Consider the following 11,492-nt stretch of genomic DNA (forward strand, 5'->3'; position numbering starts at 1 on the left):
TGCCGGAGACGAGAAAGGTGCGGCGTCCGGCGTCGGCCGGAGGCGCCTCGAACGGATCCATAGACACTCCTGTGGGCAAGGGCATGCAGCCCGGCGGTCGCATGACGCAATGCTGGTCATGCGCGCATGCGCCACGTGGTGACGCAGGCCAGGGACCAGCCGGTGCATGCCGGCAGTAGACCGCTTGCAGCCGTGGTGCAGATTGCATCCGTGTGCGCTCTATGCGGCGCGTCGCGGTGTGGCCGAAGGGTGCGATAGGCGCAGCCGCTCAGGCCAGGCAGGGCAGGCCCTGACCAGACTGCCGGATGACCTCACTGTCTTCTCCCGCTTGCGGGAGAAGGTGGCGCAACGCGCCGGATGAGGGCGCTCGTGCACCAATCTCCCGGAAGTGAGCACCGGATGACCTGCACTGTCTTCTCCCGCTCGCGGGAGAAGGTGGCGCAACGCGCCGGATGAGGGCTCGTGCACCAATCTCCCGTAAGTGAGCACCGGATGGCCGGACTGTCTTCTCCCGCTTGCGGGAGAAGGTGGCGCAACGCGCCGGATGAGGGCGCTCGTGCACTAATCTCCCGCAAGTGAAAAGCCTGCGCGAAGGGGCGCGTGCCACTCCGTGCCCCTGGCGCTGTCCATCGGGGGGCCCCGTCGGAGCGGTCGAGCGCGTTGGCGGCCGGCGATGCGTGCAACCTGTCGCGGCATTGCCGCCACGTCGCCGCCGCTCAACGCAACACGGTGTCCCACAGCAGCTTGAGGTTCAACGCCACGATCACCAGCGCAATCACCCAGGCGATGCGCACCAGCCAGGCCGGTGTCACCAGCGCGCCCATCAGTTGCCGGTCGGAGACGAAGCGCACCAGCGGGATCACCGCAAACGGCAACTGCATCGACAGCACCACCTGGCTCAGCACCAATAGCCGCGCCGTGCCGGCTTCGCCATACAGCCAGGTGACCACAACCACCGGCACGATGGCGATGCCGCGGGTGACCAGGCGGCGCAGCCACGGCGGCAACCGCAGTTGCAGGAAACCTTCCATTACGATCTGCCCGGCCAGCGTCGCGGTCACGGTGGAATTGACGCCGGAAGCGAGCAGTGCGAGCGCGAACAAGGTCGATGCCAGGCCCACGCCCAGCATCGGCGCGAGCAGGGCATGCGCCTGCTCGATCTCCTGCACGTCGGTGCGTCCCTGTGCATGGAACACCGCTGCGGCCAGGATCAGGATGGAGGCATTGATGAACAACGCGAACATCAACGCCACCGTGCTGTCGGTGACCGCCCAGCGCAAGGCCGAGCGGCGCCCGGTATCGGTGCGCGGGTAGGCACGCGTCTGCACGATCGACGAGTGCAGGTACAGGTTATGCGGCATCACCGTCGCGCCGATGATGCCGATGGCCAGATACAGCGCCTGCGGGTCGGTCACCACCTGCGCACGCGGAAGGAAGCCGCCCAGCACCGCCGCGATCGGTGGCGCAGCCAGCGCGATCTGGATGCCGAAACACACGAAGATGATCAGCAGCAAGGCCATCACGAAGGCTTCCAGCGCGCGGAAGCCGCGATGCATCAGCAGCAGCACCAGCACCACATCCACCGCGGTGATGATCGCGCCCAGCGTCAGCGGAATGCCGAACAGCAACTTCAGGGCGATCGCGGTGCCGATCACTTCGGCCAGGTCGCAGGCGATGATCGCCAGCTCGCACAGCCCCCACAGCGCCAGGTTCACCGCGCGCGGATAACGCGCCCGGCAGGCCTGCGCCAGGTCCAGCCCGGTGGCGATGCCCAGCCGCGCCGACAGGCTCTGCAGCACGATCGCCATGATGTTGGACAGCAGGATCACCGACAGCAGCAGGTAGCCGAACTGCGAGCCGCCGGCCAGGTCGGTGGCCCAGTTGCCCGGGTCCATGTAGCCCACCGACACCATGTAGCCCGGCCCGAGGAACGCCAGCAGGCGGAACCACCAGTGACCCTTGCCGGGCACGGCGATGCTGGCGTGGTGATCGCCAAGGCCGCCAAGGGCGGGCGAAGGGGCGGAAGCGAGCTTGTCGGCGGACATGCGGAGGAAGGCGACGGCGAATCAGGCAGATGATATAGCACTTGCTATTCTGTTGAGCATTGGCGAACTCAATCGTATTGATCGGCCGCGTGCCTCACACTACGCACCCCGGCACCAATTCCGGACGCAAGCACGAGGACAAGGGTGGGCAAGAGCGAAAAGCTGGAGGCGGCCACGCCGTCCCTGATCGACGCACAGGTGCATATGGAAAGCTTCCGCCAGGTGCGCGAAGCGCGCCGCGCCGAGCTGGTCGAGGACTATGTGGAGCTGATCTCCGATCTGCTGGTCGATGGCGGCGAGGCCCGCCAGGTCGATATCGCCGCGCGCCTGGGCGTGGCCCAGCCCACGGTGGCCAAGATGCTCAAGCGGCTGGTGCGCGATGGCTGGGTGGTGCAGCGCCCGTACCGTGGCGTGTTCCTGACCCCGGCCGGCGAGGCACTGGCCGCCTCCAGCCGCCAGCGCCATCAGATCGTCGAGCGTTTTCTGCTGGCGCTGGGTATCGACGAAGCCACCGCGCGTCGCGATGCCGAAGGCATCGAGCACCATGTCAGCGAGGCCACGGTGGCCGCCTTCGCCGCGTTCCTGGATCGCCAGGGCGGCAGCGCGGCGTGAGCTTGTCGCCCGATCGCAGCATCGACGACGCGCCGCCGCAACTGCTGCTGGACCGGCAGTGGATGCAGCACGCCCTGCAGCTGGCCGCGCGTGCCGAGCGCGACTATGACGAGATCCCGGTCGGCGCGGTGCTGATCGATGCCCAGGGCCAGGTGCTGGGCGAAGGTTGGAACTTCAATATCGCCAGCCACGACCCCAGCGCGCATGCCGAAATCGTGGCGATGCGCGAGGCGGGGCGGCGTCTGGCCAACCACCGCCTGCTCGGCTGCACGTTGTACGTCACTCTGGAGCCGTGCGCGATGTGCGCCATGGCGATGATCCATGCGCGTATCGCGCGGGTGGTGTTCGCCGCCAGCGACCCCAAGACCGGCGCCTGCGGCAGCGTGTTCGACCTGCTGGCCGACCCGCGCCACAACCATCGCGTGCAGGTCACCGGCGGCGTCCTGGCGGCCGAGGCGAGCCTGCGGCTGACCAATTACTTTCGCGCAAAGCGCGGCAAGCCGCCGCTGCTGCCGTGAGCCACATGGGCGCGGTATCATGCGCGCCCTTTCCAGCACCCGGCCGGGCACGGCATTCCACAGGACGGCGATATGGCAGATACCCTCGCAGGCAACGACCGACTGATCTGGATCGATCTGGAAATGACCGGCCTGGACACCGACCAGGACTCGATCATCGAAATCGCCACCATCGTGACCGATGCGCAGTTGAACGTGCTTGCCGAAGGGCCGGAACTGGCCATCGCCCATCCGCTGGAAACGCTGGAAGCGATGGACGAGTGGAACCGCAACCAGCATCGTCGGTCGGGCCTGTGGCAGCGCGTGCTGGACAGCCAGGTCAGCCACGCGCAGGCCGAGGCGCAGACGGTGGCGTTCCTGAGCGAGTGGATCCGCGCCGGCGCCTCGCCGATGTGCGGCAACTCGATCTGCCAGGATCGCCGCTTCCTGCACCGCCAGATGTCGCGCCTGGAGCGTTACTTCCATTACCGCAACCTGGACGTGTCCACCATCAAGGAACTGGCGCGGCGTTGGGCACCGACGGTGGCCAATGGATTTGCCAAGAGTTCGGCGCACACCGCGCTGAGCGACGTGCGCGACTCCATTGCCGAGCTGCGCCACTACCGGCAGTTCATGGGGGCACTGGGCGGCGATATCGCCGCTGGCGTGGAAGACTGAGCGGTGGGAGCGGCAGGCGACCGCCCGAAGTGATGCAGGCAGGTGGGTGCCGCGCGAGCCCCGCAAACCCCGGCACAAGGACATCGCCGCATGGTGCAGGCCCGCCACCTGCGCAAGCAGGGCTGGCGAACGAGAAAGGCCGCATCCTGCGATGCGGCCTTTTCGTGTCTCGTCCGGTCGAACTCACCGTGCCAGCGGCGGCCCCTTGGTGAGATCGCCATCGTCGGTGATGCCCTTGAGCAGCAGATCGGAGATCGGCTTGCCGTCGGCGTCATGGTGGTACACGTGCAGATCGCGCTGTGGATACGGAATATTGAGCCCGTTCTCCAATAACTGATTGCGGATCTGCTCCAGCGTGCTGCTCTTGGCTGCGCCGAAATTGCCGTTGGTGGCATAAGCGAACAACATCAGGTCCACCGTGCTCTCGCCCAGGTTGGTCACCTGCACGAATGGCGCCGGCGATTCCAGGATGTTGGGATTGTCCTTGGCGATCTGCAGCAACAGCTGCTGGGCCTTCTTCAGGTCATCGTCGTAGCCCACGCCCACCGTCACGTCCAGCCGGCGGTTGGGCAGGGTGCTGTAGTTGATGATGGGGGCGGTGGTGATGGTGCTGTTGGGCAGGGTGATCATGCGCTCGTCGAAGGCGCGCAACCGGGTCTGAAAGATCCGGATCTCGTCGACAACACCTTCCTGCCCGGCGATGACCACATGGTCGCCATCGCGCATCGGCCGCAACACGATCAGCATGACGCCTGCAGCGATGTTGGACAGCGAGTCCTTCAACGCCAGACCCACGGCCAGGCCGGCCGCGCCTAGCACCGCGATCAGCGAGGTCGGCGGCACGCCGATCTGGCTCAAGGCGCTGACGAAGACCAGCACCAGCAGCAACGCATACGCCACGTTGCGAAGGAAGTTGGTCAGCGTGGTTTCGATCCGTGCGCGTGTAAGCGCGCGGTGCAGCCACTGGCTCAGCTGCTTGGCCAGCCACATGCCGATCACCACGATCAGCAGCGCCAGGCCGCAGTTGAGTGCGTACTGCGCCCAGTTCACGCTCGACCAGTCGAAGGCCGGCGACTTCGCCGCCGGCTTGGCGGCCGCTGCTCCCGCAGCGACCGCCATCATTGCACCCAACAGTCCCATCAGCTCTCGCTCTTGAGCTTGGCCAGGCGCAGCCAGGTATCGACCACGGTGTCAGGATTCAGCGACACCGATTCGATCCCCTCCTGCATCAGCCACTCAGCCAGTTCCGGGTGGTCCGACGGCCCCTGGCCGCAGATGCCCACGTACTTGCCCTTGGCGCGCGCCGACTTGATCGCCATCGACAGCAGCTTCTTCACGGCCGGATTCCGTTCGTCGAACAGGTGGGCCACGATCGAGGAATCGCGGTCCAGGCCCAGGGTCAGCTGGGTCAGGTCGTTGGAACCGATCGAGAAGCCGTCGAAGATCTCCAGGAACTCGTCGGCCAGCAACGCGTTGGACGGCAGCTCGCACATCATGATGATCTTTAGCCCCGGCTTTCCATCAGCACCGTCGCCTTGCTTGAGCCCGTTCTGCTCCAGCACCTCGATCACCTTGCGGCCTTCCTCCAGCGTGCGCACGAACGGGATCATCACCCAGAGGTTGTCCAGGCCCATCTCGTTGCGCACCTTCAGCACCGCCTTGCACTCCAGCGCGAACGCCTTGGTGAAGGACGGATCGACATAGCGGCTGGCGCCACGGAAGCCGATCATCGGGTTCTCTTCATGCGGCTCGTAGCGCGAGCCGCCGATCAGGTTGGCGTACTCGTTGGACTTGAAGTCCGACAGGCGCACGATCACCGTATTCGGTGCCACCGAGGCGGTCAGCGTAGCGATACCTTCGGCCAGGCGGTTGACGTAGAAGCTCACCGGATCGCCATAGCCGGCGATCTTGGCGTCGATCTTCTTGCGCACGTCGGCGTCCTGCTTGTCGTATTCCAGCAGGGCATTGGGATGGATGCCGATATGCGCGGCGATGATCATCTCCAGGCGCGCCAGGCCGATACCGGCGTTGGGCAGCTGGCCGAAGTCGAAGGCGCGCTCCGGGTTGGCCACGTTCATCATGATCTTGAGCGGGGCAGGCGGCATGTTGCCCAGGTCGGTGGTGGTGCGCTCGAACGGCAGCAGGCCGTCGTAGATGAAGCCGGTATCGCCTTCGGCGCAGCTCACCGTGACCTGCTGGCCATCGCTGATCGCATCGGTGGCATTGCCCGAGCCGACCACCGCCGGCACGCCCAGCTCGCGCGCGATGATCGCCGCGTGGCAGGTGCGCCCGCCACGGTTGGTGACGATCGCCGAAGCGCGCTTCATCACCGGCTCCCAATCGGGGTCGGTCATGTCGGCGATCAGCACGTCGCCGGCCTGCACGCGGTTCATGTCGTCCAGCGAGCGCACCACGCGTGCGACGCCGCTGCCGATCTTGGCGCCGACCGCGCGGCCTTCCACCAGCACCTTGGCATCCTTCGCGTCGAGGGCGAAGCGCTCGATCTGGGTGGCGTGGCTGCGCGACTTCACCGTCTCCGGGCGCGCCTGCACGATGAACAGCTTGCCACTGACCCCGTCCTTGGCCCACTCGATATCCATCGGGCGGCCGTAGTGCTTCTCGATCACCAGGGCCTGCTTGGACAGTTCCTGCACGTCCTCGTCGCTGATCGAGAAGGTGTTGCGCAGCTCGACCGGCGTGTCTTCGATGCGCACGCGCTCGCCGGGCACGTCCGAATACACCATGCGGATCGTCTTGCTGCCCAGCGAACGGCGCAGGATGGCCGGCTTGCCCGCGGTCAGCGTGGGCTTGTAGACGTAGAACTCGTCCGGGTTGACCGCACCCTGCACGACCATTTCACCCAGGCCGAAGCTGGAGGTCACGAACACCACGTCGCGGAAGCCGGACTCGGTGTCCAGCGTGAACAGCACGCCCGACGAGCCCACGCCCGAGCGCACCATCAACTGCACGCCGGCCGACAGGAACACGTCCTCGTGCTTGAAACCGTGATGCACGCGATAGGCGATCGCGCGATCGTTATAAAGACTGGCGAACACTTCCTTGACCTTGTGCACCACATCGTCGGCGCCGGTCACATTGAGGAAGGTTTCCTGCTGGCCCGCGAACGACGCGTCCGGCAGATCCTCCGCGGTGGCCGAGGAGCGTACCGCCACGGCCACTTCGCCGCCGCCGTTTTCGGCGCACAGCTTGTCGTAGGCGGTGCGGATGTCGCGGTCCAGTTCCGGCTGCAGCGGGGCGTCGATCACCCAGCCGCGAATTTCCTTGCCGGCCACGGTGAGGGCATTGACGTCTTCCACGTCCAGCGTCTCGAGCTTGTCGAAGATGCGCTTGGACAGGTCGTTGTGGGCAATGAAGTCCTTGAACGCCTCAGCCGTGGTCGCATATCCACCTGGAACCGAAACGCCCAATCCGGCCAGGTTGCCGATCATCTCGCCGAGCGAGGAATTCTTACCGCCTACGCGGGCCAGATCGACCAGGCGTAGCTCATGCAACCACAGGATATTCTCGTTCAAGCGCGATGCTCCGTATGGCCATCGCCCGAGCGGGCTGGATGGCCGCGTCCGTAGGAAGAAGCCGCTATGATGCAGTGCACAGCGGAATCTGCACAAGCATGAACCCGTAAGTTTTGGACACCAGTTCAAAGAGGTGGTCTTGATGTCAACAATCCGGCCGGTGTTCTACGTCTCCGATGGAACCGGTATCACCGCTGAAACGATTGGGCATAGCCTGCTCACGCAGTTCAGCGGATTCAACTTCGTCACCGACCGCATGTCGTTCATCGATGATGCAGAAAAAGCGCGCGATGCCGCGATGCGGGTGCGCGCCGCCGGCGAGCGGTATCAGGTGCGCCCGGTGGTCGTCAATTCGTGCGTGGATCCGCAGTTGAGCATGATCCTGGCCGAAAGCGGTGCGCTGATGCTGGATGTGTTCGCGCCCTTCATCGAGCCGCTGGAACGCGAGCTCAATGCGCCACGGCATTCGCGGGTAGGGCGCGCGCACGGCATGGTGGATTTCGAGACCTACCATCGCCGGATCAATGCAATGAACTTTGCCTTGAGCCACGACGATGGCATGGCGCTCAACTACGACGAGGCCGATGTGATCCTGGTAGCGGTCTCGCGCGCGGGCAAGACGCCGACCTGCATCTATCTGGCCCTGCACTACGGTATCCGCGCCGCGAACTACCCGTTGACCGACGAGGACCTGGAGAACGAGCAGTTGCCGCCGCGCCTGCGCAACTACCGCAGCAAGCTGTTCGGCCTGACAATCGATCCGGAACGGCTGCAGCAGATCCGCCAGGAGCGTCGCGCCAATTCGCGTTACAGCGCCGCAGAGACCTGCCGCCGCGAAGTGGCGATCGCCGAGCGCATGTTCCGAATGGAACGCATTCCCTCGCTCAGTACCACCAATACCTCGATCGAGGAAATCTCCAGCAAGGTGCTCTCGACCCTGGGGCTGCAGCGCGAGATGTTTTGAGGAGCCGGGATTGGCAGGGCGGGATTTGGGATTGGGCAGGCACGCGGCGCGTTCGCCGTCCGGATGCCGCCGCGATTGGTCAGACGGCCTGCTGGCAATCCGGGGGAGATCAAGCGGGCGGGGCAATGCTCCGCCAAGGTAGGCCTGTCGTCGGGCCGGCGTCAATGCTGCCCGTGCGGCAGCGCAGCGTGTAGGATCGCTGCATGGCCCAGACACTGAGCAAACTCGACATCATTCCGCGCCTGAGCCGGTTCGGCTGGCTGATGGGCCTGTATGCGGAGAACTTCCAGCATCTGACCCGCCTGTTCGCCCCGGGCGACCTGGCACCGGGTTCGTATGTCTCTTCGATCGGCGATGGCCTGGACCTGCGCCTGGACGTGATCGAGTGCCATCGCTACACCGTCGAACTGCGGCTGACCTACGACCTGTGCGACCCGGTCACCGGCGAGCCGGATCCCTCGGCGTATGTGCGCCTGTACCGCGATGCCCGGCAGGCGGAGACCACGCATTGCTATGTGGGTCGTCGCTGGCAGGACGTGATGGGCATGTTCCCGCCGCCGGCCGAGCTGATCAGCCACCGCATGCGCATGAACACCTTTTTGGGCAAGTGGCTGGAATACCTGGCTGAACGCGGCCATGGCGTGGCCACCCTGCGGCTGGATTCGGAGTACGTCGCCCCGCCAAGGCCGGGTGCGCAGGCTGCTGCCGGCTGAGATCTGGCGCGGCGGTGCGCCTTGCGCTGTGGCGAACGCGACAATGGCTGCCGGTTCATCGCAGCATGATGCGGTACCGACCAGGCTGGATATTGCGTGATTGCCGCCCACGGCGCCGGCCCATCGAGGCAGTGAGGCAAGATCGCGGCCAGCGATTCCCTCTGCGTCCAGGCGATGGCTTCGGTCATACTGATGCGCTTCGTGCCAGATCGTATGTCATGCCCTATACCCCGATTGTCGCCACCCTGGGCTACCTGCTGTCGCCGGACGGCACGCAGGTGCTGATGATCCACCGCAACGCGCGCCCGGGCGATCAGCATCTGGGCAAGTACAACGGGCTTGGCGGCAAGGTGGAGCCGGAGGAGGACGTGCTGGCCTGCATGCGCCGCGAGATTCGCGAAGAGGCCGGCGTGGAGTGCGGCGACATGCAGTTGCGCGGCACCATCAGCTGGCCGGGCTTCGGCAAGCAGGGCGAGGATTGGCTAGGGTTCGTGTTCCTGATCCGCAGTTTCGACGGCATCCCGCAGGCATCCAATCCGGAAGGCACGCTGGAGTGGGTTTCCATCGCGCAGATGGATCAGGTGCCGATGTGGGAGGGCGACCGCAATTTCCTGCCGCTGGTATTCGACGGCGACCCGCGGCCGTTCCATGGCGTCATGCCGTATCGCGACGGGCGCATGCAGTCCTGGAGTTATTCGCGCGTCTGAGGGAAATGTGGCCGCCGGCGCGCTGCGCGCGAGCGGCGAACCTTACGCCGTGTTCCTTCGTCAACGCGGAGGCACCGGCCAGCGGCTGGGGGGCGCCTGGGACGCGTCGCACAGTTTTCCACACCGCCTGTGGATGGAGGCTGCGCAAGTCTGTGGACAACCCATGAGAGCCCTTGCGCTGCAACGCTGTCAATCTGGCTGGCGAAAATTTCACCAGTGCGATTATTGGGCAGTCCAGCCGCCATCGATGGCGATGGATTGCCCGGTGATGTTGCGCGCAGCGCGCGACATCAGGAAGGACACGGTGCCGGCCAGCTCGTCATATTCGATGAAGGCGCCCTTGGGCATCGGTTTGAGCATCACATCGCGGACCACGTCGTCTTCGGCGATGCCGCGCGTGCGCGCCTGGTCTGCGATCTGGCGCTCCACCAGCGGCGTGCGCACATAACTGGGGCATAGCGTATTGACGGTGATGTCGCAGTCGGCGGTTTCCAGCGCGATCACCTTGGACAAGCCGACCAGGCCATGCTTGGCCGCGACATAGGCGCTCTTGTAGGGGCTGGCCACCAGCGAGTGGATACTGCCGATGTTGACGATGCGTCCGTAGCCGGCCGCGCGCATGCCGGGCAACACCGCCCGGCTCAGGCGTGCGGCGCCGGTGAGCATCACATCCACCAGCAAGGCCCAGCGCTGCATCGGGAAGTCTTCCAGCGCCGCGACCTGCTGCAGGCCGGCGTTGTTCACCAGCACCTGCGGCGCGTGCGATGCGCTGGCCAGTGCGCGCGCGACGCTGTCTTCGTCGCTCACATCCAGCGCCAGTGCCTCGGCCGAGCCGCCAGCCTGGCGCACCTGCTGCGCGAGCCGCTCGGCGGCGGCCAGGTCCATGTCGCTGACCAGCAGATGGTGGCCGTCGCTGGCCAGATGGGTGGCGATGCCGGCGCCAATGCCGCTGCCGGCGCCAGTGATCAGGATGCTGCGCATCGGGTATCCTCGGAAGTCGGGAGAGCGTGCGCGGCCGGGAGCGGCCACGCTGATCGCCAGCCTAGCGGAGTGCGGAGCAACGGTCGCCTGCGTGGCGCGCGCGCGTTACCCTTTGCGCCTCGCTTTCCTCAGGCTCCGCATGAAACGCCATTTTTCGATGCTGCGCGATTTCCAACTCGCGGACTGGTTCACCCTGGCCAACGCCTTCTGCGGCACCGGGGCGATCTTCGCGGCGATGCGCTTCCTGCAGGAAGGCCACCGCGGCGACCTGCTGCTGGGCATGGCGTTGATTCCGCTGGCGTTCGTGTTCGATGCGCTGGACGGACACGTGGCGCGCTGGCGCAAGGCCTCGTCCACACTGGGGCGGGAACTGGACTCGCTGGCAGACGTGATCTCGTTCGGCGTTGCGCCGGCCGCGCTCGGTTATGCCTGCGGCATGCGTGGCGGTTGGGACTGGTTGGTGCTGAGCTATTTCGTCTGCTGCGGGGTGAGTCGACTGGCGCGCTACAACGTGACCGCCGAAGAGATCGCCGGCGATGCCGACAAGGTGCCGTACTTCGAAGGCACGCCGATTCCCACCAGCCTGGCGCTGGTGATCCTGCTGGCGGTGGCCGCCAGCACCGGCCGCATCGGCGAGACTTTGTGGTGGGGGCAATGGCAGCTGGGCCCCTGGCAGTTCCACCCGCTGGTGCTGCTGTTTGCGGTCTCCGGCTCGCTGATGATCAGCAAGACGCTGCGTATCCCCAAACCCTGAACGGCAAC

General features: G+C 65.8%; 11 protein-coding genes. 7 read left to right on the forward strand and 4 right to left on the reverse strand.

From position 1 onward, the window contains the following. Positions 1-716: 716 nt before the first annotated feature. The gene (locus XcodCFBP4690_RS15275; RefSeq protein ID WP_104542128.1) at positions 717-2,045 is read right to left on the reverse strand and encodes an Nramp family divalent metal transporter; all 1,329 of its coding nucleotides are present in this window, start codon (positions 2,043-2,045) and stop codon (positions 717-719) included. Positions 2,046-2,189: 144 nt separating this feature from the next. Here XcodCFBP4690_RS15275 and mntR point away from each other — a divergent pair, with 144 nt between their 5' ends. The 3 genes from mntR to orn all read left to right on the forward strand — a co-directional run bounded on the left by mntR (position 2,190) and on the right by orn (position 3,832). Then, positions 2,190-2,657, forward strand: a complete 468-nt coding sequence (gene mntR, locus XcodCFBP4690_RS15280; protein ID WP_029219987.1) for a manganese-binding transcriptional regulator MntR — start codon at positions 2,190-2,192, stop codon at positions 2,655-2,657. Between the two features lie 62 nt (positions 2,658-2,719). Further along, positions 2,720-3,175, forward strand: coding sequence for a tRNA adenosine(34) deaminase TadA (gene tadA, locus XcodCFBP4690_RS15285; protein ID WP_167394658.1), 456 nt, complete (start codon positions 2,720-2,722; stop codon positions 3,173-3,175). 72 nt (positions 3,176-3,247) lie between these two features. After that, the gene (orn, locus tag XcodCFBP4690_RS15290; RefSeq protein WP_104542132.1) at positions 3,248-3,832 is read left to right on the forward strand and encodes an oligoribonuclease; all 585 of its coding nucleotides are present in this window, start codon (positions 3,248-3,250) and stop codon (positions 3,830-3,832) included. Between the two features lie 183 nt (positions 3,833-4,015). Here orn and XcodCFBP4690_RS15295 read toward each other — a convergent pair whose 3' ends face one another. Continuing rightward, complete coding sequence (locus XcodCFBP4690_RS15295; protein WP_104542134.1) at positions 4,016-4,972, reverse strand: mechanosensitive ion channel family protein; 957 nt, start codon at positions 4,970-4,972, stop codon at positions 4,016-4,018. Continuing rightward, on the reverse strand, positions 4,972-7,365 hold the full coding sequence (gene ppsA, locus XcodCFBP4690_RS15300; RefSeq protein WP_104542136.1) for a phosphoenolpyruvate synthase: 2,394 nt from the start codon (positions 7,363-7,365) through the stop codon (positions 4,972-4,974). Before ppsA ends, XcodCFBP4690_RS15295 begins: the two co-directional genes overlap by 1 nt. A 142-nt stretch (positions 7,366-7,507) precedes the next feature. Between ppsA and ppsR the strand changes: the two genes are divergently transcribed. The 3 genes from ppsR (at position 7,508) to XcodCFBP4690_RS15315 (ending at position 9,749) form a co-directional block, all read left to right on the forward strand. Further along, complete coding sequence (gene ppsR / locus XcodCFBP4690_RS15305; RefSeq protein WP_104542230.1) at positions 7,508-8,329, forward strand: posphoenolpyruvate synthetase regulatory kinase/phosphorylase PpsR; 822 nt, start codon at positions 7,508-7,510, stop codon at positions 8,327-8,329. Between the two features lie 203 nt (positions 8,330-8,532). Then, positions 8,533-9,042, forward strand: a complete 510-nt coding sequence (locus XcodCFBP4690_RS15310; protein WP_104542138.1) for a DUF1249 domain-containing protein — start codon at positions 8,533-8,535, stop codon at positions 9,040-9,042. 218 nt (positions 9,043-9,260) lie between these two features. Then, positions 9,261-9,749 carry an NUDIX hydrolase gene (locus tag XcodCFBP4690_RS15315; protein WP_104542140.1) on the forward strand — a complete coding sequence of 163 codons (489 nt, stop codon included), beginning with the start codon at positions 9,261-9,263 and terminating at the stop codon, positions 9,747-9,749. Positions 9,750-9,971: 222 nt separating this feature from the next. On the opposite strand, the gene XcodCFBP4690_RS15320 is transcribed toward XcodCFBP4690_RS15315, so the two are convergent. Further along, a complete protein-coding gene (locus tag XcodCFBP4690_RS15320) occupies positions 9,972-10,730 on the reverse strand; it encodes a 3-hydroxybutyrate dehydrogenase (protein WP_104542142.1) in 759 nt (252 codons plus the stop codon). Positions 10,731-10,869: 139 nt separating this feature from the next. Between XcodCFBP4690_RS15320 and XcodCFBP4690_RS15325 the strand changes: the two genes are divergently transcribed. After that, entirely contained in the window at positions 10,870-11,484 is a 615-nt protein-coding gene (locus tag XcodCFBP4690_RS15325; RefSeq protein ID WP_167394648.1) for a CDP-alcohol phosphatidyltransferase family protein, read from the forward strand. Positions 11,485-11,492: the final 8 nt, after the last annotated feature.

Origin of the sequence: Xanthomonas codiaei, from assembly GCF_002939785.1 — a bacterium.
Taxonomy (GTDB): domain Bacteria; phylum Pseudomonadota; class Gammaproteobacteria; order Xanthomonadales; family Xanthomonadaceae; genus Xanthomonas; species Xanthomonas codiaei.